Origin of the sequence: Butyrivibrio sp. WCE2006, from assembly GCF_000701985.1 — a bacterium.
Taxonomy (GTDB): Bacteria; Bacillota; Clostridia; order Lachnospirales; family Lachnospiraceae; genus Butyrivibrio.
In genome coordinates, this window is the sequence record NZ_JNKH01000002.1 from 242224 (window position 1) to 264370 (window position 22147).

Annotated in this window: 19 protein-coding genes and 1 pseudogene; 13 read left to right on the plus strand and 7 right to left on the minus strand. The window is 39.4% G+C overall.

The window, feature by feature from the left end:
• The first annotated feature begins 56 nt into the window (after positions 1–56).
• Positions 57–1061: a hypothetical protein gene (locus T501_RS02975; RefSeq protein WP_044913164.1), complete on the plus strand. Its 1005-nt coding sequence runs from the start codon at positions 57–59 to the stop codon at positions 1059–1061.
• A complete protein-coding gene (locus T501_RS02980; protein ID WP_044913165.1) occupies positions 1033–1485 on the plus strand; it encodes a DUF4869 domain-containing protein in 453 nt (150 codons plus the stop codon). The genes T501_RS02975 and T501_RS02980 overlap by 29 nt, the downstream gene beginning before the upstream one ends.
• Positions 1486–1722: 237 nt before the next feature.
• Here the strand turns inward: T501_RS02980 and T501_RS19890 are convergent, their stop codons facing one another.
• On the minus strand, positions 1723–2520 hold the full coding sequence (locus tag T501_RS19890; protein ID WP_050008097.1) for a hypothetical protein: 798 nt from the start codon (positions 2518–2520) through the stop codon (positions 1723–1725).
• The gene (locus T501_RS02990) at positions 2507–3316 is read right to left on the minus strand and encodes a HipA domain-containing protein (RefSeq protein ID WP_044913166.1); all 810 of its coding nucleotides are present in this window, start codon (positions 3314–3316) and stop codon (positions 2507–2509) included. Before T501_RS02990 ends, T501_RS19890 begins: the two co-directional genes overlap by 14 nt.
• Positions 3317–3485: 169 nt before the next feature.
• On the opposite strand from T501_RS02990, the gene T501_RS02995 reads away from it, so the two are divergent.
• From T501_RS02995 to T501_RS03005, 3 genes and pseudogenes are all read left to right on the plus strand, one after another.
• Positions 3486–4220, plus strand: a complete 735-nt coding sequence (locus T501_RS02995) for a nucleoside/nucleotide kinase family protein (RefSeq protein WP_044913167.1) — start codon at positions 3486–3488, stop codon at positions 4218–4220.
• A gap of 166 nt (positions 4221–4386) precedes the next feature.
• Entirely contained in the window at positions 4387–4758 is a 372-nt protein-coding gene (locus tag T501_RS03000; RefSeq protein ID WP_044913168.1) for a hypothetical protein, read from the plus strand.
• A 198-nt stretch (positions 4759–4956) separates the two neighbouring features.
• Positions 4957–5370, plus strand: a pseudogene (locus T501_RS03005) (transposase); the annotation flags it as partial.
• Here T501_RS03005 and T501_RS21715 read toward each other — a convergent pair.
• On the minus strand, positions 5284–5514 hold the full coding sequence (locus T501_RS21715; RefSeq protein WP_197027910.1) for a hypothetical protein: 231 nt from the start codon (positions 5512–5514) through the stop codon (positions 5284–5286). The pseudogene T501_RS03005 and the gene T501_RS21715 sit on opposite strands and share 87 nt — an antisense overlap.
• A gap of 197 nt (positions 5515–5711) precedes the next feature.
• On the opposite strand from T501_RS21715, the gene T501_RS03010 reads away from it, so the two are divergent.
• From T501_RS03010 to T501_RS03030, 5 genes are all read left to right on the plus strand, one after another.
• Positions 5712–6638: an AAA family ATPase gene (locus T501_RS03010; RefSeq protein WP_044913169.1), complete on the plus strand. Its 927-nt coding sequence runs from the start codon at positions 5712–5714 to the stop codon at positions 6636–6638.
• A gap of 150 nt (positions 6639–6788) precedes the next feature.
• On the plus strand, positions 6789–7778 hold the full coding sequence (locus tag T501_RS03015; protein WP_044913170.1) for a glycosyltransferase: 990 nt from the start codon (positions 6789–6791) through the stop codon (positions 7776–7778).
• A gap of 21 nt (positions 7779–7799) precedes the next feature.
• Positions 7800–8570, plus strand: coding sequence for a nucleoside/nucleotide kinase family protein (locus T501_RS03020; RefSeq protein ID WP_442856334.1), 771 nt, complete (start codon positions 7800–7802; stop codon positions 8568–8570).
• Between the two features lie 234 nt (positions 8571–8804).
• On the plus strand, positions 8805–9470 hold the full coding sequence (gene sfsA / locus T501_RS03025; RefSeq protein WP_044913172.1) for a DNA/RNA nuclease SfsA: 666 nt from the start codon (positions 8805–8807) through the stop codon (positions 9468–9470).
• A gap of 158 nt (positions 9471–9628) precedes the next feature.
• Positions 9629–10477 carry an SGNH/GDSL hydrolase family protein gene (locus T501_RS03030; RefSeq protein ID WP_044913174.1) on the plus strand — a complete coding sequence of 283 codons (849 nt, stop codon included), beginning with the start codon at positions 9629–9631 and terminating at the stop codon, positions 10475–10477.
• Between the two features lie 41 nt (positions 10478–10518).
• Here T501_RS03030 and T501_RS03035 read toward each other — a convergent pair whose 3' ends face one another.
• Together T501_RS03035 and T501_RS03040 are read right to left on the minus strand one after the other, a co-directional pair.
• Entirely contained in the window at positions 10519–11175 is a 657-nt protein-coding gene (locus T501_RS03035) for an IS630 family transposase (protein ID WP_155994774.1), read from the minus strand.
• Positions 11145–11663, minus strand: a complete 519-nt coding sequence (locus T501_RS03040) for a helix-turn-helix domain-containing protein (RefSeq protein ID WP_044913177.1) — start codon at positions 11661–11663, stop codon at positions 11145–11147. The genes T501_RS03035 and T501_RS03040 overlap by 31 nt, the downstream gene beginning before the upstream one ends.
• Before the next feature lie 216 nt (positions 11664–11879).
• Here T501_RS03040 and amrS point away from each other — a divergent pair, with 216 nt between their 5' ends.
• Together amrS and T501_RS03050 are read left to right on the plus strand one after the other, a co-directional pair.
• Positions 11880–12740, plus strand: a complete 861-nt coding sequence (gene amrS / locus T501_RS03045) for an AmmeMemoRadiSam system radical SAM enzyme (protein ID WP_044913179.1) — start codon at positions 11880–11882, stop codon at positions 12738–12740.
• A gap of 129 nt (positions 12741–12869) precedes the next feature.
• A complete protein-coding gene (locus T501_RS03050; RefSeq protein ID WP_050008098.1) occupies positions 12870–16526 on the plus strand; it encodes a DEAD/DEAH box helicase in 3657 nt (1218 codons plus the stop codon).
• A 42-nt stretch (positions 16527–16568) separates the two neighbouring features.
• Here T501_RS03050 and T501_RS03055 read toward each other — a convergent pair whose 3' ends face one another.
• Both T501_RS03055 and T501_RS03060 read right to left on the minus strand, forming a co-directional pair.
• Positions 16569–18632 carry a methyl-accepting chemotaxis protein gene (locus T501_RS03055; protein ID WP_044913180.1) on the minus strand — a complete coding sequence of 688 codons (2064 nt, stop codon included), beginning with the start codon at positions 18630–18632 and terminating at the stop codon, positions 16569–16571.
• A gap of 14 nt (positions 18633–18646) precedes the next feature.
• Positions 18647–20479 carry a peptide ABC transporter substrate-binding protein gene (locus tag T501_RS03060; RefSeq protein WP_044913181.1) on the minus strand — a complete coding sequence of 611 codons (1833 nt, stop codon included), beginning with the start codon at positions 20477–20479 and terminating at the stop codon, positions 18647–18649.
• Between the two features lie 442 nt (positions 20480–20921).
• Here T501_RS03060 and T501_RS03065 point away from each other — a divergent pair, with 442 nt between their 5' ends.
• Positions 20922–22121: a FecR domain-containing protein gene (locus T501_RS03065; RefSeq protein WP_044913182.1), complete on the plus strand. Its 1200-nt coding sequence runs from the start codon at positions 20922–20924 to the stop codon at positions 22119–22121.
• The last annotated feature ends 26 nt before the right edge of the window (positions 22122–22147 follow it).

Genomic DNA, 22147 nt, shown 5'->3' on the forward strand with positions numbered 1-22147 from the left:
TTTAATATAGTAGATATATTGAGGTAAGACAATTTCAGGAGGGCAAAAACTATCATATGGTCGGTAAATATGATATCAGAGTCTATAATAACAGGGTATCATATCACTTTGTAATTAAGAGAAATATAACAATTATTCAAGGAGATAGTGGTACCGGGAAGACCAGCTTGTTTAATTTAATATCAGATTACAATCAATCCGGAATTAGTTCCGGTGTCACAGTTTCTTGTGATCGAAAATGTGTAACGTTGCGGTTAAATGATGAGTTGCAGACAGAGCTTCTTAAAGCTATGCATGGCTATATAGTTTTTCTTGACGAAAACAGCTCTTTTGTTAAGACACATGAGTTTGCAAAGATTGCAAATTATTCAGATAACTATTTTGTTATTATCTGTAGGGATAGTCTTCCACAGCTTTCATATAGTGTAGAAGAGATATATGGGATAAGAGTTGATAGGGATTCGCAGAAATACAGAGATCCTCACAGAGTTTATAATGAGATGTATAAACTCTACAATTTTGAAGGCACGAGACTAAAACCGGAAGTTGTGATTACTGAGGATTCGAACTCCGGACATGACTGTTTTACTATGATATTTCCAAAGGACTGTAGATCTGCAGGTGGAAGAAGTAATGTAGTAAATGCGATTTCTTCTTTGAAATCAGAGCATAAAGATGTCCTGGCCATCGTAGATGGAGCTGCTTTTGGATCTGAGGTGGAATTCTTTATGAGAAAAGCAGAAAACTACGGGGCAAAATGTGTTTTATATGCACCGGAATCTTTTGAGTATATCTTACTTAAGAGTGGAATATTAGGTGATAGAGTTGATTCAGATAAATTAGCTAAGACATATGATTATGCAGATAGTTGCCAATATGTAAGTTGGGAACAATTTTACGAAGCATATTTAACAGACCTTTCTCAAGGCACTGAATATCGTTATAGTAAGAAAAAGCTGGGGCTACCCTATATGACAGAGGGTAATATGAAAAAAATACGGAATCAGATTCCGGAACAGATTGAGGTAGAAGATGCTATATGTAATATACGGAGAACTTGAAAAAGATAATTATATTTTTGATCCAGATACTTTTTTTAATAATCAGTACTTGGATGATTGGCTTACTACTCCACTTTCAAAAGAGATGATATTGGATATAGATAAATCTGAAGTGGTAGGACCAAATCTTATTCAGAGCCCTGTACTAGGTCCGATTCCACCCGAACGTTTGTCAGGCGGCGTTAAGACACTGATTCTTATTGATAATGATGATGAGCATATTTTTAATGCTTCTGCCTGCGGCAATAACTGTGCAAAATGGCTTTTGAAGATTGCTGAGACCAAGGATATTACAGTGAGGCTTGGGTACCTTATGGACTTTGGGCGGGAGCCTTTTGCTATACATGTTGTTAATACAGATAAAGTTGTACATAATCTTGAAGAATTGGATGATGAAGTTATTGATAACAGATTGCTAAGATAATTATAAATGTACTTCATAACTTTGATTTCTGCTTTCGGAGTAAATAATAATGAGCGTAAGGCAAGTTGCTCAGAAAGTAATAAGTGGGGACGTTTTTTATAATATCTTCTCAAATTAAATTGGTTTTAGTCCAGCTTAAATGTTAATTGCACAATAAACAGAAAAACTTTTGGCATAGTGGCAGCGATCTTGTCTGATAAATCAGACATGACCGAAGAAGAGGAACAAATCAAATCCTTACCACCTGTTTTTTATCACATCTTTTCTCAGATACAGATTCCCTTTCACATTTTCTTTAAATGGAGAAAGCTGGTTTTCTTTGACCATATATGCGAGGTTCTGACGGGAGCATTCAAGGATTTCACAGCTGGAAGATGTATCTTCGAGGTTGTTTTTGGCAAAAGCAAGAAAATCTTCATATGTTAGTGGAACTTTTTGACCTTCTTTATATAGAGCCCAGGCAGGAATATCGATAGAATTGTCAAAAGAGACGAAATATCCATCGGTTCCAAGCTCTGCGGAAGCAAAAAGAGGAGCATTTGCAACTACTTTATCAACGCCCTCTATATTTTCAAGTGCTTTAAGAGATATTTTTCTTGTGGTATCGTCGTTAAAAAAACAAAGCAAATGATAATCGGTAAGAACGGTGCAGTCCTTGAGATTATACTTTTGCCTCTTTATTACATATTCCGGTAACTTCTCAGTTTTTTTTATGTATAAAGAATCCTGACTGCAGCGGCCGCTTGCGAGCTCTAGAAATTTCATTTCATCATATTCTTTCAATTTGTGGTTATTTAGAATATCACCGATGTTCTGACGACCGCTGGGAATTATTCGTTCTTTTACCCATAAAAAACTCAAGTCCCTTGGCACAGTATAGATTCCCCTCTCTACCAGATTGGTAAAAAGAAGAGGCGCGTCCCATTCATCAAGGGAATCTGTAAGTTCTATGATAAATGATGTTTCTTTTTCGTAGTACAGCAGGGTTCCAACTATTGCTTTTGGCTCTTCGTCAAGTATCTCATAAATTCTCATATATCAAGTACCTTTCGTAAATCATATCCCAAATTCTGTTTATGAATGTTTCTGAAATAATACCATTAAGATTTTCAAAAATGATGTCCTTGTGATGTGGCTTCAAGATTCTCTTGAGTGGTCGGTTGTTTCTTGGCAGAAGACTCAGATTGTCATAGCAGGAAAAGCTTCCGATGAAATTGTTACAGGGCTTATCAGCAAGTATGTCAAAGTTCATGGCTGCGTCATCATTGGCGCAGGAGTATAGAAGGGATACGCCATGATCAAATAGGGGAGCGATCCTGAGAGTATGTTTTCTGGCATTTCTGAGAACTTCTATATTGGCTCCGTGTCTATCTCTGTTCAGGATAAGGTAATCCAGAACAATCATAGTATCTATGTATTCCTGCCATCCTTTTCTTTTACAAAAGTCATAATGCGATTCGCCTTTTTCAGCGTTGGCACGGTAGTAGTCATCAAGGGCAATTTTGCTTTCACCGCGCTCTTTGAAATCTTCAGAAGCACAGAGATAAGTGCTATATACATTCCCTTCTATTTCAATATCAGCATTGATGAGTTCATATTCGAGGTGGTCTATCCCGAAGACATCAAGAAGCCTGTCGACAATTATTTCGTTAATACATTCATGTCCAACAATGCCTTTGGCGGAATCAAAGTTAGAAAGCTTATAGTATTTCTTCTTACCATGAAGAGATGAAGTCGCTTTTAAAAATGTTCCGGCTGTTCCGCTTGAACTGCGTATGTGCGACCACTGCAAATATGTTAGATCTTGTTTTTCTAAGATAAGCTTAGCCATTATTTCACACCTCATTTGGTAAAAGAAGTTTTGACGAGCGTCAAATATATTATATTATTATTATAATTAAAAATTTGACGAGCGTCAAATAAAAATGAGAATTATATCATAGACATTCTTGGTGTATAAGAGTAAATTAATAAAAGAATAATGCTAGAAAGGCACAACCATGAATTATTCCGTAAACATAAACGGCATCGATGTAGATGCCAATTACTCTGAAAAATCCATAAATGAAATTTTCTATCCTCTTTTAAAACGGCTCACGACCCTTCAGAAGGAGAAAAACCGCAGGTTACTTGTGTTTCTTGCGGCGCCTCCCGGAGCAGGGAAAAGTACGCTGGCTTCTTTCCTTCAGAAGCTGTCGGAGGAGGACGATGAGCTTACAGACATTCAGGCAATTGGAATGGATGGTTTCCACAGAAGGCAGGAGTATCTGACCTCGCACACAACCCTGAGGGATGGAAAAGAGATCCTGATGGTAGATATCAAGGGAGCGCCGGTTACGTTTGACTTAGAACTCCTTAATGAGAGGATCAAAAAGCTCCTTAATACAGAAACTATCGGATGGCCTTCCTACGACAGGCATATTCATAATCCGGTGGAGAATGCGATTACTGTAAGCAGAGATATAGTTTTGATTGAGGGCAATTACCTTCTTCTGAATGAAGATGGCTGGAGCGAATTAAAAGAGATATCTGACTATACGATTTTCATAGGTGCAGATGAGGAGCTTCTCAGAAACAGGCTTATAGACAGAAAGATAAAGAGTGGCAATACCAGGGACAAGGCTGAGCATTTCGTTGACTATAGTGATATGTCTAATGTCAGGCTGTGCCTAAATAAGAGCATGGAAGCTGATCTGATGCTGCAAGTTACTGAGAATGGAGAGTATACTCTGTGATTTGACTAATTTGCTTGTGTCTGAATTCCTCCATTTAGTCACAAAATCTCGACAATGTGCGCCACCTATTTTTACACTGACACAAGAGTCTTTCTAAAACTAAAAAGTGATATAATTCTTTTTGTGGAGTGTAGTTTCATGGTAGAACGCCAGATAGGAGGCCAACATGAAAATAACATCTTTTAATCCGTTAATCGTTACTAAAGACTCAGAACCTGTAATTAAGCTCTTTGAAGAGTTGGGATTTGAAATGCACCATACCAAACAGGGCATAGGCAAACAAAATGTTACTGATGTACGAATGAAAGATTCCAATGGCTTTGCAGTGGATATTTCACAAGGATCAGGCGAATGGACTATGATTCGCGTAAATGTGGATAATCTGGAGGAAGCTGTTGAATTCCTGGAGGCACGTGGTTTTCATAAGGCAAGGCATGAAGCTGCACATGATACAATTGATACCGGATCATCCAAGATAAATATTATGGTTTCACCAAGTGGTTACATTCTATCTTTGTCACAACATATCGATGAATGAACAGGCGCTATAATACTCACCTCTGTGACGAACAAGAGAAGATTACACTAAAAAATTTTGGCAAGTTGTTATTTAGTGCGTGCTCAATAATTGATAACTACTGATATTTACTGACTTTGTGGGCAATCCGTGAGATAATAGATGCAAGGAAATCATTACTTTTGCTCCAAAAACCTTGCACCTTTCACGGAAAATCCCATGTATAAAAAGAATCAAAATCGTCAAATTACCCTCAAGGATTTTAATCAGCCACTTGGATTGAAATTGAATCCTGAGAATAAATGGATAAAGAAAGCTGCCATGATACCATGGGATGCCATCGAAAAAGAGTATGCTGATCTATTCCCCTCAAGTTGTGGGATGCCTGCAAAGCCTCTAAGGATGGCACTTGGTGCACTTCTCATTCAGAAGAAATATGACTATTCTGACTGAGAACTTGTAGAACAAATCCAGGAGAATCCGTATTATCAATACTTCATCGGGCTACCAGGATTCCATCTAGAACAGCCATTTGCGCCATCACTGCTAGTTGAGTTTCGCAAACGCCTTATGGATGAAAAGCTTGCCGAGATCAATGAAATGATCATCAAGAACAATAAACATGGCGATGACAACAAGACTCATACAGTTGAGAACAGGATTGTCAGTATATCTCAGCCATACATCAGACCTATTGTCAGAGGAAAGTGTTTCTGACATTACACCTATCTGCTCTGCAGCAGAGAAGTATGCTCCTGAATACAATGTTGATGCCATATACGATGAATTGCAAAGTAGAGATAACTCATGAAATTAGTAGAAGGACAAGCTCTAAAAAACCTGGACAAAGATAAATGCAAAGGGTGCTGGTTCAAGGGAAAGATATTTTTCCAAGAATATGCACATACTATGTGCGATTTTATATAAAGCGATAATCCTAATCCTATAAGTTTGTTACAAGGAGGCTAACACATATGTCTTACGAGCAGCGTGATAGTAGTAACAAAAATGGTTTCACTTTATCTGTTGAGCAGCAGAACGCATGGAAGGTGATGTGCGCTGGTAGCAATGTCTTTCTTTCCGGAATTACAGGTACCGGGAAGTCTTTTCTCATAAATAGATTTGTTAAAGAAAATAAGAATAAGAACATTATTGTTTGTGCCACTACTGATATGGCGGCTGAAAGTATTGGCGGAGAGGCTTTGTGTAAAGCGTTTTCAATTCCCACAGGAATATTGAAGGTGGGCAGTTACAATGCTGCTCCGGATAGAAAAATAGTGGATGCTGACATCATTATTATTGATGAAATCAGCATGTGTAGGATTGATGTTTTTGAGTATGTGTTTCGGACACTTCAGAATATAAGTAAGCATAAAAAAACTGAAGGCATTTTGGATCATAGCAAAAAACAGATAATTCTTGTTGGGGATTTTTACAAATTGCCATCACAGGTGAGCAGAGAGGACAAGCCGGCTTTTGTATCGGAATGGGGGCTAAAGCGAAGAGAGGACTTTTTACCATTTAATTCCTCTCTGTGGGATGAGTTGCATTTGGATAACATCATTTTGAGGGAGCCTATGTGTGAAAACAGAGATGTCAAATATCTTGTTAATCTTGAAAAGATTCGCGAAGCTAATGAAGCAGATATAAGTATAAAGATGTATGAAAAGCTTCTTCGCGCGACAAAAGTGGTATGTGATTTTTATGATGATAATTATCATATGAAAAAGCTTAACGCAAGAGACTACTCTGAGTGGAGCCATGATGAAGATGGAAGGCTCCTTGATGAATGGGCAAACGGGCTGGGGATTGATGAGATATCGCGGATTCATGGCAGAACAATAGGTGCGATAAGATCCAGATTAATGAAAATACCGATTTGTGGATGGACTTGTGCATAGTAGCAGAGAGGTTTGATCCTGAATATGATGTTGATGCCATATACAATGAATTGCACAAGTAATGATAATTCTTGAATGTTATTGTTTTATATTGGGGACATTTGTTAAGCGATAACACATTATAATAGGGGAAGTTGGGGGAGTGGAATAGTGAATAAGTTAGCAAGTGCTATGCAACAAAAGGACAAGATCTATAAAATATATAGGAAAATCCGTTACCCACTTTATAGGAAAAAAAAGAATAGGTTGTATCAGGAAGTTGAGAATGAAGACAAAGTATCTGTTCTTGTAAAAACAGACAGAATGAATAAAATTGTCGTTTCACTTACAACGTATGCACCTAGATTTAGTGGAATACCACTGGTTGTAAAGAGTATATTATTGCAGAGTGTTCTTCCGGATAAAATTATTATTTGGTGTGATGATGAAGAGGAATCATTGCCGGATGAATTGCTGTCTTTAAGAAAATATGGAGTGGAATTTAAGAAAGCTAAAGATAATCTCGGACCACATAAAAAGTATTTTTATGCTCTTCAGGAATATAAGGATGATATAGTGATTTTACTTGATGATGATTTGGTATATCCTCATGACCTGATAGAGTCGTTGTTAAAATCCTATAGAAAGCATCCTGATTGTATATCTGCAAGAAGAGTACATAAGATGAAGCTTGATGCAGATGATATGATCAGCAAATATTCATCCTGGTTGGGGGAATATGATTTTTCTACAACTCCCAGTCATATGTATATGGCGACGACTGGAGCAGGGACATTGATACCGCCTAACATATTTAATGGTTTGGAGCAGGTATTTAATAAAAAAGTGATTTTAGACAAATGTTTTTATTCGGACGATATTTGGCTAAAATATATGGAAATTCTGAATGATATAAAAGTGGTATGGGTTCCCAATAAGATGCCTATGCCACCTGAAATTATGGAAAGTCAGGATAGCTCGCTTAAAAAATCAAATGTATTTGAGAATAGAAATGATAAGTACATTGTTAATATGAATGAGTTGTATGGTTCTGAAGTTTCAAGAATTTTGAAAGAACATAAGGATAGTGGTTTAAAGAGGATTCTATTGGAAATTGTTGAAAAAACATTGGGAAGACCAATTTACAACTGGGGAAAATAACTTAGCTGAAAATAATTCTTTTTGGCAGAAAGTGTTTTTATCATGGAATATTTTGTAAATATCAATGGCATTGATGTAGATGCCCATTATTCGGAAAATGCAATAGATAATATTTTTCATCCTTTGTTAGAGAGGCTTTCTGATCTGCAGAGGGAGAAGAATAGAAGGATTCTTGTGTTTCTTGCGGCACCGCCCGGTGTGGGGAAGAGTACTCTTGCTTCTTTTCTTCAGAAGCTGTCGGAGGATGATGAAAAGCTGACAGATATTCAGGCGATAGGAATGGATGGCTTTCACAGAAGGCAGGAGTATCTGCTTTCACATTCTGTGGAGAGAGATGGAAAATTGGTAAAAATGGTTGAGATCAAAGGTGCACCTGTTACTTTTGATCTTGACTTGTTGAAGCAGAATTTAGAGAAAATATTGCAGGAAGCTACCGTGGGTTGGCCGTCTTATGACAGGCATCTGCATAATCCGGTAGATAATGCTATTACTATTACCAAAGACATAGTATTGATTGAAGGAAATTATCTTCTGCTTAATGAAGATGGATGGCGTGAACTTAAAGATTTAGCTGACTATACTATTTTCATAAGTGCAGATGAAAATATGCTTAGATCAAGACTCATTGACAGGAAAATTAAGAGTGGGAATACAAAAGATAAGGTTGAGCATTTTGTGGACTACAGTGATATGGCTAATGTCCGGCTCAGCCTTAATAAAAGTCTTTTAGCTGATTTGATGCTTTGTGTTAATGAAAATGGAGACTTCATTCTGCCAGAGCAGAGAAAATGACGAAGTAATTGCTTGTTTAGTCTTTAATATGCTGGCAGATCCTAAAGGTGATTGTAGCATTACAGATATGTTGGTGCTTGTATCAACTGTATTATCACCGAAGTGGCTCGTGAAACCTATTTGATTATAGTAATTGTATAAGACGGTTCAAATTAAATTGGTATAAGATGATTATAAAGTTATTAGTAATAGAAGTATCTGTGCATTTCATTTCAACAAGGGGAATAGCATTATATGAAATATAACAACGTAACTTCAGCGATTTTTATATCGAGACCAAACCGTTTCATAGCAAAAGTAAGCATTGGTGGTAAAGAAGAAACCGTTCATGTGAAAAATACCGGAAGATGCAAAGAATTGCTTATCCCGGGATGCAATGTTTATTTGGAAAAATCAGATAATCCCGATAGAAAAACGAAATACGATCTGATTGCTGCGGAGAAGGATGGCCGAATTATCAACATTGATTCACAGGCACCAAATGCGGTGGTTAAGGAGTATCTTTTATCTCAAAATAGCTATAATCTGGTGAAGCCTGAGTATAAATATGGCAATTCCAGAATCGATTTTTACATGGAAAAAGGGAATGAGAAATACCTGATGGAGGTTAAAGGATGCACACTTTTCATCGATGGAAAAGGGTATTTTCCTGATGCTCCGACTGAGCGCGGAGCAAAGCATTTGAGAGAATTAACGGGTGCGCTTAAAGAAGGTTATCATGCAAGAGTGGCCTTCGTAATTCAGGGAGAGGGCATTGATGAGGTGCTGCCGAATGATGTTACAGACCCTGAATTTGCAAAAGCATTTAATGATGCAGTACTAGCCGGGGTGGAAATTATTTTTTATCTGTGCAGAGTGTTGGCAGATGAAATTGTAATTGTAGATGAAAGGGTCAAATAAGTAACCTGAAATATGCTGATTTTAGTGACAAAACACAGCATAGCAAAGGACATTAGTAAAGGACATTAGTAAAAGATATTGTAAAAGTTATTAGTAAAAGATATTTATAAAAGACATTGGAAAAAGCCAATGCCGTTTACTATAGAGTAAGGGGAATTATGAAAAAAGGAAAAAATATTTTATTTATCATGCTGGCGTGTCTGATGCTATCCGGGTGTGGAGGAAAAGCAGATAGTTCCACCAATTCAATTATCGTAGAGAATGTTCAAAATGAGGCAGTAGGCAAGGAATCAGCACAAAAATCATCTGAGATAACAACATCTAATGACGAAAATGATTCTAAAAAAGATATAGATCAAGAGGAAACAACCAGGCAAAATCAAAATACAGAACCTCATGAAGAAAATGGCAACGATAAAGTAGTAGACTTGAAGCAAAAGTCTGAGAATAGTACAGAACCGCAGGAACAAGAAACACCTCAGCAACAATCAGATTACGGCAGGATATTTTTTATTGGTGATTCCAGAACCGTGGACATGTTTGATAAGGATGCCACGGAAATCTTTGACTACAAAGCAGGGGACATCAGAGTTTTTGCCAGAGATGGCTGTGTGTGTACCTACATGTATGATGTAATGAACCAGTATGGAGCGGATGAATTCGACACTGTAGTTTCATGGCTCGGCTGCAATGATAATAAGGATGTAGATTCATATAAGATTATTTATGAGGAGATATTAAGTAAAGGAAAGAAACTAGTTATCTGCACTGTAGGCCCAACTGCTGACGAATATTTAAGTGGGGATTGGGATGTGACAAATTATCCTAATCAGTATATTATTTCTTTTAATCAGAAGATCACAGAATGGGCCGGCTCTCATGGAATTAAGGTCATCGATCTGTACTCCTATGTAAGTAATAATATTGAAATCTCTCAGGATGGGATACATTACAATCCTAAGCCTACTACAGCTATTTGGAACCATATTCTTTCGGAACTATACTAGTGTACTGACATGTTCATAATTAATCAAAGTTGCTCCTCACTTTAAAGAACGGGGTATAGCGATTTGAGTTTGATTCTCGCATCAGATGTTCTAAATTGCCAATCTACAGTTGCTTTATTTGAATTACGCTCATTCTCCCATGCGCTGAGTTCCGTCTTGAGCAAATCGATATTCGGAATGCGACGAGACAGACACTGCCTTGTCATGACATTAAGCTCAATTTCTGCAATATCGAGCCAGCTGCCATGCTTGGGAGTATAGTGTATTTCTAACTTTTTTATTATCCTGCGAGCCTCATCAGGAGAAAGGATTTTGTATAGTGATGCAGTTTTATGTGTATTCAGATTATCCATGACAAGGACTATCTTTTCTACATCAGGATACATAACATCAACAAGGTATTGGATTTCTTCAGCCCAGTCTTCAGCAGTTCGATGTTCTCGCACGCTGGCATGATGTTTGCCACCTAATGGCTCTACAAAAGCAAATATACTGCATGTTCCATTACGCTGATATTCTGAGTCAATAATCGCATCATTTCCAGGTCTCATAGGAAGTGGATCGCGCACATCACCGAGTAGCTGATATGGCTTTTCATCCATGCAGACTACAGGGCAATAGGGATTGTATGGTCTTTCATAGACATCCAGTATATCCTCCATTGCTGCTACGAATTCCGGGTCGTTTTTCTTTGGGATGCAGTAGTAGGAGTTTTTGTGAGGTCTAAGTTTGTTTTTTTTAAAGCCTTACGGATAGCTTCACGACTAATGGTTTCACCCGTATCCAAAACAACTTTGAGTTCATCTTCCAATAAGCGTATTGTCCATCTGCTATGACCTTCAGGTGCTGGACTACAAGCTATTTGAACAAGTTGAGCTTCAATTCGTCCATCAACCTTACGGCGAGCATTATTGGAATTCACATTTCTGTTGAGACCTTTTAAGTAATCCATACCTTTTGTGGCATAGCCCTTAACAGTATTTGATACTGTTGCATGACAGACGCCATTCGATTTGTAGCATTGCTCATATGACAACATTTTTCCATGATTCTCATCAAGATCAAGGATGATCTGGCATCTTGTCCTTAGTGTTTTGCTTGTACTCTTTTTACGAATTATAGACTTGATGCTTTTGAACTCTTCGTCAGTGAGATTGATGTGATACTTTTTAGGTCTGCCCGCCATTACTATGCCTCCGCGCTTTTTTCTTTTATTTTACCAAGAAATAGCACGGATTAATAGATGTATTTTGATTAAATATCAACATGTCATTACACTAGTACACCGAATAATAATTATCTGGCACATTCGCTTGTCTGATTGCACATATGCTGCTTCATCCTCAATCAGCAATGCTAGTGTCAAATCAGTAGCTATCGCAAGAGGTGAAATAAAAACACTATGGCAAAATGTAAGGTTTGTTACAGACAATGTGAAATTGAAGAAGGTTCACTTGGATTTTGTAAGGTGAGGACTGCAGTTAACGGAGAGGTTGTCCCTGTTAATTATGGGAAGATAACAAGTATAGCTCTTGACCCTATTGAAAAAAAGCCACTGGCAAGATTTATGCCAGGAAGCAAGATTATTTCAGTTGGAAGCTTTGGCTGTAACTTAAGATGCCCGTTTTGCCAGAATTATGAAATCTCATGGTCAGAGCAGGCATACAGTTTTAGTGAGAGTGCGGAATATCTGTCTCCGGAAAATCTGTCAGAGCTTGCCTTTGAATATAAATCAAAAGGAAATATAGGTGTTGCTTTTACTTATAATGAACCTCTTGTAGGATATGAGTATGTGAGGGATGCAGCAAGGCTCATTCATGAAAAGGGAATGGTAAATGTTCTTGTGTCAAACGGGATGGCCGACAGGCAGGTGCTTGATGAGATAATTCCCTATATAGATGCCATGAATATCGATCTTAAGAGCTTTAGCGATTCCTTTTACAGTGATTTTATAAAGGGCAGCAGGCAGATGGTGATGGAATTTATAGAAGAAGCTGTAAAGCATTGTCATGTGGAAATCACTACGCTGATAATTCCGGGGGAAAATGACAGTGATGAGGAAATGCGGAATCTGTCTTCATGGATTGCATCGCTAAAGAGTGCAGATGGCATAAATATTGGTCACGAAATACCTTTACATATTTCAAGATTTTTTCCAAGGTTCAGGCTTACAGACAGGGAACCTACAGATGTATCCCAGGTGTATCATTTGGCTGATGTAGCAGGAGAAAATCTTAAATATGTGTATACCGGTAATTGTTGAATTCTATGACTTCCACTTTTTTACGCAAAAAGTCATAGCTCCTCGCAGTCTAATTCCGCTTATGCCCACAAGAAGTCAATAAATAAGAACCGAAATGATTTACAAAGATAAACTACGATTGGAAAGACTATGGATTGGACAAGTTATTTTGACTCGTTAACGCTCAGAAAAGGAATTGAATATTACAGAAAAGGAAAAGTTAAAGGCTTTGTTCAGACGGCAGATGGCTGTATGGCAAGGGTACTTGGAACACATATATACAATGTTCGCGTTGCCGGACTAAAGATAGGGCATCTGATGTTTACATGCAGTTGCCCTATTGGTGTAAGTGGCAGACTCTGTAAACATGAAGCAGCGGTGATGTATCAGTGGGGAGCAGAGAATTCCGAACTATCTGTTCCTGAAGATGAATTAGAGTCCGGTGAGGGCAAGACTTATTTTAATGTAAGGAAGGTTATGCAAAACAGTGGGATTGACCCACACACAATTGAGAAAGCATATCGGATTGTTGAAGAGGATAGGATATCGATAACAAAGACAAATCTCAGATACACTTCCAGGTATGATGTTGATGGCGGTGAACTTGCTATTTCATTTGAGGGGGAATCCCGGGATGAGAATAACAGAACTATTTTTGTAAAAGTTGAGTTTACCCAGTCTGTAATAGTGAACTCCTTTTGTACATATGATCATAGAGCCAAAAGCTCTTATGGCTTTTACTATTCCATGTATGATGAAATCTGTGAGCACAGGACAGCGCTTCTTCTTTTGGCGGATAAATATATAGCCAAGTATAATCCCGGAGACGATACGGATTATATTGGAAATAAGATTTTAAAGGGATATAAAAAGCTGACAAGCATTCAGAAGATTGAGGACACAATAACAGCAACGCCTATAGTTCGTCTGCAGCCAAGAATACGTATCAATTACAATAATAAATACCCTGAACTCTCCGTTTCCTTCAAGATAGGAATTGAAAAGCTGTATGTCCTTAAAAGCATTCCAAGACTTATCGAAGCTCATAAACAGCATAAGAGCATGAAGTTTGGAAAAAGCTATATCCTTTCATTTATGGATAATGATTTTGATGAAAAATCTAAGGAATACTATTCAATAATTGAAGCTGTTAAAGAAGAGACTGACTATATACAAAACAAGTACGGGATGGGACGAAACTATTTTTCTGATGATTATTCCGTTATTACTGATGAGATAGACTTGTCAGCTGAGCATCTTGATACCTTCTATGATATAGCCTATGGTGAGATGCTAGAAATCTCCGGGCTCAGGATAGAAGGCGGTGGTGAGGTCAGGAGAATCAAAATAGGATCCGGAAACGTAAAGGCAAAGGTGTATATTTCTTCAACTGAAGAGCAGTTCAACGGGCTCTATGTAGAAGCTTATGTTCCTCTGATTATAAGGGGTAAAAACTACAACTATTCCATAGACAATGAAACCGGCACACTTACAAGGCTTGAAAAGATATCTCCAATGATGGAGCTTTTAATAGAGAATGCGAATAATGGTCTTTCTGAGTTCACCATAGGAGAAAAGAATATCTCCGAGTTTTATTACAGACTGCTTCCGCAGATGATGGAATCCTCTGACATAGAAGTTATCGAACCTGAGGATTTAAAACTGGAGAGCGTCCTGCCGCCTGAGTGCAAGCTGAGTTTTTATATGGATGCCGATGAGGATTACATTATTGGCAGAGTTTCAGCGACTTATGGTGAGGAGGAGATTTTCCTTCATGAACTAAGGGATTCAGACTATCCGCTTCCGGTATCCCGCGACACTACTTTCGAGCAGAGCGGAGTGCAGACCCTGATGCACTACCTTCCGACTACCAGTGATGACGGGGAGACCTTCCTCTGTGAAAAAAGCGGTGATAATGTTTTTGATCTCCTTAGTGAAGGCTTAAAAGACCTTATGGCATATGGCGAAATAAAAGCCAGTAAGGATTTTGAAAAGCTCAAGATAAGAAAGACTCCTTCAGTGCGACTTGGTGTTTCCGTAGAAAGCGGCATTCTCAATCTTGAAGTAACTACTGAGGAAATGTCAGAGGAGGAACTTCTTGACCTCCTTGAAAGCTACAGGAAAAACAAGAAGTTTTTCAAATTAAGGAATGGAGAATTCATCAGGCTTGACAGAGATGATACCCTGGAGGAGCTGATGATGACTATGGAGGCCATGGGGGTATCGGTGAAGGAATTCACTAAGGGAAAACTCCATCTTCCGTTGTATAGAGCAGTTTACATAAACAAGCTCTTAGAAGAACATGATGATATAGCTGCAGACCGTGATAAGAATTTCAAAAACATAGTAAGGAATTTTAACACCATAAAAGATGCCGACATCGATGTTCCCAAGAGCCTTGAAAGAGTTTTAAGGGGCTATCAGAAGTATGGATTTAAGTGGCTTACCATGATATCGGAACTGGGCTTTGGCGGAATTCTGGCTGATGACATGGGACTTGGAAAAACGCTGCAGGTTATAGCCATGCTTCTTTACAGGAAAGAGCATTTAGAAAGAAGGACAGACACGAAGCTTTCGGCTCTCATAGTGTGTCCCGCATCCCTTGTGTATAACTGGGAGGAAGAATTTAAAAGGTTTGCGCCGTCAATTGAAGTCCAGACCGTGACAGGAACTCAGGCAGAGAGGAAAAAACTCCTTTCGAAAAAAGTTCTTCCGGAGGTCCTGGTTACTTCATATGACCTCTTGAAAAGAGACATTGCTCATTATGAAAAGCATACCTTTGACTATGAGATAATAGATGAAGCTCAGTATATAAAAAATGCCCAGGCAGCAGCCTCCAAGTCGGTTAAAATCATAAAGGGCAGACATCGCTTTGCACTTACAGGAACGCCTATAGAGAACAGACTTAGCGAGCTTTGGAGCATTTTTGATTATCTGATGCCAGGATTTCTCTACACCTATGACAGGTTTAAGACTGACTTTGAGACCTCCATAACAAAATTTAAGGATGAGGCAGTAACCAAACAGCTTAGGAATATGGTAGGACCTTTTATTTTAAGGAGATTAAAGGGAGATGTGCTTAAGGATCTGCCTGATAAGATAGAAGAAATCCGTTATTCAAAATTTGACAGTGAGCAGAGGAAGCTTTACGACGCGCAGGTTACACATATGAAAAAAGTGCTTGAGAGTGAGGAGTACAGGTCGGGAAAAGACAGACTGAAAGTTCTGGCAGAGCTCACAAGGATAAGGCAGATATGCTGCGACCCTGAGCTTATCACCGCAGGCTACAAAGGAGAATCCGCCAAGAGGCTCTCATGCATAGAACTTGTTCAGAGCGCTATCGACGGTGGGCACAAGATACTTCTGTTCTCACAGTTTACATCGATGCTTGAACTTCTTGAAAAGGATTTAAAAGCAGAGCACATAGAATATTACAAGATAACAGGGCAGACCTCCAAAGAAGAGAGAATAAAGCTTGTCCGCAATTTCAATGAAAATGATATCCCTTTATTTTTGATTTCTCTAAAAGCCGGAGGAACAGGGCTTAACCTCACAGGGGCTGATGTTGTAATACACTATGATCCATGGTGGAATCTGGCTGCTCAGAATCAGGCCACCGACAGAGCACACAGAATAGGGCAGACGAAAAATGTATCTGTTTTCAAGCTCATTGCCAAGGATACTATTGAGGAGAAAATCATTGAAATGCAGAACGCCAAAAAGGATCTGGCTGATGCAATCCTTAGCGGTGACAGTGAATCAATCACAAATATGACAAAAGAACAGTTGCTGGAACTTCTAGGCTAATATAATTCCCCACTGCGGATTGTGCAGTGGGGAATTTTGAACTTATTCAAGCTTGAATTTTCCTACAACATCTGACAAGGTCTTTGAAATCTCCTGCTGACAAACTGACATGTCGGAGACGTTGTCAACAACTCCTGATACCGTGTTAACCGTATCTGTAATCTCAGAGCTTCTGGTGGCGGTATCCTGAGTGGACTCTGTTATGTTCTGAATAGCGGAGCTTACTTCGTTCATAGCTCCTCGAATGGTGGCTACCATCTCTGCTATGGAGCTTGACTGACGGCCGAAGGATTCAGCATCTTTTCCGTATTCCTGAGCTATATTAACGAAGTTATCATAGTCAACCTTAACTGTCTCATTGAGGAATTTCAAAAGTTCATTGGTGGCATTCAGCAGGTTGGCAAAAGCGGCCTGAACATTGTCCACGGTGCCCTGAATCTGACTAACTGCTTCTGCGGTATCTCCCGCAAGCTTGTTGATTTCAGAAGCCACAACGGCAAAGCCTTTACCGTGTTCACCGGCTCTTGCTGCTTCGATTGAGGCATTCAGGGACAGAAGATTAATCTGGTCAGCAATTTCTGCTATGGAGTCTGCCAGAGATCCAATTTCCTTAACAACCTCAGCCTGTGCATTTGCTTCTTCCACATCACGTTCTCTTTCGGAAGCTATGAGAGCTGCGTTTTCACTGGCCCTTCTGGAATTCTCTTCTATATCAGCGGCTTTACGCTGAATATCATCAGCCTGAATTCTTGTTTCATCAGCCTGACCTGAGAGCATCTGTACGGAAGCATTTACTTCTTCTATAGAAGCATTAACTTCCTCTGTAGCAGCCGATGCGCTCATCATGGCATCATTTACGCCCGTCATGTTATTCTGGATTATCTGGAAATCATTGGTGAGCTGTTCTGCCATATTTCCCAGATTAGATGAAGCCTGTCCGATTCTGCCTGATTCCTCGGAAACCTGTGTGATAACAGATTTGTTACTTTCATACATGTTGTTCAGGGACTGGGACATCTGTCCAAGTTCATCAGTACTTCTTGATTTGATCTGTGATATCGTAAAGTCACCTTTTGCAAGATTTCCTGCGAATACCTTAACGCTGTTTACATTTTTAACAATAGACAGAGCAAGTAGTGTAATGATAGCTACGCATACAATGAGTGCGATGATACAAATGAGGATAAGGAAGGATCTTATAGAATCCACAGTGGAATTCATCTCTTTTTTCTGAAGTGTAACACACAGCTTCCAGTCTACTTCAGGCACGGTTCCATAAAACAGGAGATAATCTTCTCCATTTTGAACATATGAGGTCACTCCGCTGTTATTGCCCATAATCTCTGAGCTGGCCGCTGCCAGAGAGGAGTTAGGGTCATTGGCTATGTTGACACTGGAGGAAATCTTGGAATCATCTTCGTCGTAGATATATACTCCTGCTGAATCAAGAAGTATAGCTACTGAATTTTGTCCAAGTGATATACCGGATACCATGCTCTGAATTGAATCAAGATAGGTATCAACAGTAATACAGCCTGAATAGTAGCCTGCAACGTCGTAAATAGGAGCAGAGCAGGTTGCCATTACTTTGTCACTTGAAGGGTCATAATATGGATTGGTAATGTTTGACTCGCCTTCCTTTAATGAGGAAGCTACCATATAGTATTCCTGGTTAAAATAGTCGTAGTCGGCATTGGAATATTCATCGGTATAAGTAATTGTATCTCCGTTTCTGTACCAATATGGACCTGAATAGGTTTTGTGCTCATAAACGCCTTGTTTAAACCATATACCGGCTCCTGATATAACTTCATTTGACAGGATAGCCTTCTTGAAAATAGCCTGATAAACGTCAAGGTCTGTAGAGCTGTAGGTTCCGCCTACTGTATTTGCAAGGGTTGTGGCGGTAGACCTTAGAGTCATGAGGGTCGCATTTATGTCACTTACACTGGCAAGAATGGATTCCTCTGCTTTTTGTGAGGTCAGATTCGCAATAGCTTCTGAGGATCTGCTTACGCTGACTGCTGTTACAAGAATAAGTGCAAGTGCTACAGCAGGGATAATTCCAAGGAGCATCTTAGATAGTAAACTTGTTTTCTTAAACATTAGTGTCTCCCTCCTTATTCTTCTTCATCAAGCGGCTCTCTGCCGAACTGAGGGTCATTGTTTCCGGAGTCTGTAAGGAACATTTCAAGCATATTTATTGGATCATTAAAATCTGCAAGCCATCCTTCACGGGCTACATCATAATTACCATCCTTGCGGTTTTGCTGGAAGGTATTCCAATCCTGTTTAACAATAGTCACTTCAATACCTACTTCAGCGAGGTCTCTTTGGATGGACTCTGCTACAAGAACATGTGACTGGCTGTCATTTGTAAGGAATTCAAAGGCAAGAGGTGTGTCAGGTGAAAGCTTGCCATCAGAGCCAAACTTAAAGCCTGCTTCCTCGAACAGGGATTTTGCCTGTTGAACGGAATTTTCGGTTTTTTCAGCAGGAAAATATCCGGTTGATGATGCGTCAGGGAATTTGTATTTGTCATCGCTTGTTTTGAAAACACCACCATTACCATCCAGCATTCCCGCGGGAATAAAGGATGTGGCAACAACCTGACCTGTCTGACCGATATTTTCAACTATGTAATTTCTGTCTATAAGTAGTCCGATTGCACGTCTCATGGCAGCTGCCTGTGTTGAGGATTTGCCATCAAACATGTGACTGTTTACATTAAATGCGAAGTAGTAGGTTCCAAGGCTTGGAGCTATTATAAATTCCGGATTGCCGGATGAAATAAAGCCTGCAATTTCCTCTGTGGGAACAGAATCTGCAAAGTCCAGCTCGCCATTTTTATAAGCGTTGTAAATTACTTCCTCATCGGAAGATAACAGGAATACAAGCTGATCTATTGTTACGTTTTCAGCGTCATAGAAGTAAGGATTTTTCACATAAACCATGCTTACACCAGGTTCCCAGGATGCAAGTGTGAATGCGCCGCTGGCTACAAATCCTACGGACTCTGCCCATGCACCGGGGTTGACGCCATCAGGATCAGCAGCTTCAACGCAGGCCTGATTTACCGGGAAGAAGATGGGGAAGGCCATGAGGTCCAGTATATATGCGCAGGGTGATGTGAGGCTAAAGGTAAGTGTTGTGTCATCTACAGCTTTTGCTTTAACCTTGCCATCATCGTAGCCTGCGAAGTTACTGAACATATATGCATAGTCTGCGCTGAGAGAAGAGGATACAGCTCTGTTCCAGGAGTACACAAAGTCAGAGGCTGTAAGCGGTGAGCCGTCAGACCATTTGAGATCATTTTTCAGATGGAATGTGTAATTAAGGCCGTCCTCTGAAACCTCGTAGGGATTAGCTTCGTCTGCCAGGGCGGGGATGCACTCGCCATCTGCGTTGTAGGTGTAGAGTCCGGCAAAGGTATTGGCAACAAGACATGCACCATCAACGGAAGAGTTGAGGGCGGGGTCAAGATATGTTGGATCAGATGAAAGACTGACTCTTAATGCATTGTTAGGACATCCGGATGCATACATAAAGTATTTGGTTCCAAAAATGGATGAATAGATTCCGGTGATGGAAGATTTCTGAAGATAAGGATCATTATAGTAATAGAGAGGCACAACGGCGCCTGTAGACATGAGGATATCCTCAGCCCGGTGCATCATAACCTCACGCTCATTGTAATCAGTAGTATTTTTGATATTGAAGATCAGCTGATTATATTCTGTCCAGTCCGGAGCGGCACTATTGTGAACAGAATTGGTCAATGTAGATGGCCAGGAAGAAGAGGCAGCGTTGCCTGAACTTACGGAAGCTTCATTTGTTTTCGGTTCTGCTGCAGGTGCTTCACCGCTGGAATCAGTAGCTTGTTTGTTACAAGCGGTAAGGAGACTGAGTGTCATAGTCATCACTATGACAAGAGATAGAAGTTTGTTACGCATCTTGATACCTCCTGGATTCTGAACGTAAAACAGTGTATTTCATATGGTATGGATATATTTACAGGTACTATAATTTCTTTGTATTTTGCGGATTGGATTAAGCATGCTAATTAATGATATTCTAACCGATTTTACGTAATTTATTTGTAAATAAAACATAAAAAGAAATGAAAGATTCTGTTTCCGCGAAGTGTCTTGGAAGCAGTAAAATTCTAGTTTTATTGATATTATTAACTTGTTGGTAAATTAGTTAAAATTAGATTTTATTACATATAGTAGAACGAAGATACAGAACTGATAATGCTTTTGCATTAAAGGAGCAACTATTGGAGCTTTTTTGAATAAACGGCTTTATAAAAAAATAACATTTATTTAATACCATTTATTATCAGAATATCGTATCATTTATTATAGAGAAAAGGCGTTTGGGAAAGGTGGCGCTATGAGGGGAGTATACGATTATACGATATATAAGGCAGCTCGCGCAGGTAGAAGGATACTTGCGCTTTTAGTTGCGCTCTTCATTATTATCATCTTTTCAGGAGACGAGGTTGTAGCCGAGACCAAAAATGAAACCGAAAATGCAATGAGGCTTGTGGGTGGTACAGGCACGGTAAATGTCATCGACTATAACGGAAAAAAGAAACAGGCTACTTCCAAAATGAGACTTGCAAACGGGACAACCATCTCAACGGCTTCAGATAGCAGTGCCTATGTGAATCTTGACAGTGCCAAGCATGTAAAGCTTGATTCCCTCACCAGGGCAGAGGTCAGAAAGCGCAGCGGTAAATATGAGGTACTCCTGAATTCCGGAAATCTGTTTTTTAATGTAACTAATCCACTTGAGGAAAATGAGATTTTTAATATTCGAACATCTAATATGACTATGTCGATCAGGGGAACCTGCGCCCAGGTTGAGGTATTGGATGCAAGGCATACACGGGTCTGTCTTCTTGAGGGAAGTCTTCATTGCAAGATAACAAGTCTTAGGTCGGGCGAAAGTAAGACCGTAATCCTGCTGGCAGGACAGTCGGCAGATTTTTATCTGAACGGAAAAACAGAAAATGACTGCAAAATAGTAACTGAGGACATTACGAAAAATGACATTAAGGGATTTGTTTTAGAAGAGTTCTATAAGGACAAGACCCTTGCAAATACAGTTTTCCAGCAGAGCGGTCTGGATTTTAGAAGCCTTACACAGGCAGAGGTTGAAGACAAATTAAAAACTGAGCAGAAGAGTTCGAACAAGTCTGCCAAAAAGAAAAATGATAACAAAAAGAAGGCCATGCATATGGACTTCCTGGAGGATCATTCAGAGGGAAAAGTTTTATATACCACGGAAGGGTACGTAAAGATAATTCCTGAAGATGTGAGCGTAGAGCAGTGGAGAGCACATAATATACCAAATAATGATGAACAAAATCAGAATCAAAGCGCTGCTAATACAACACCAAATCAGAAGGGCTCACACAATCAGAACAACAGTAATCGCAGCAGCAATAACGAAGGCGATGGAATAAAAACCGGCAGTATGAAGACTGAGGGAATAAATGGAGCAAACACGGAGGTGAAAATACAATATCAAAGCCCGCAGGCGCAGACTGTAATAAGGAATTACCTTGATAGAGACCAAAATCACTGAGTGCTCTGCGTAAGTAAGCTCCACCG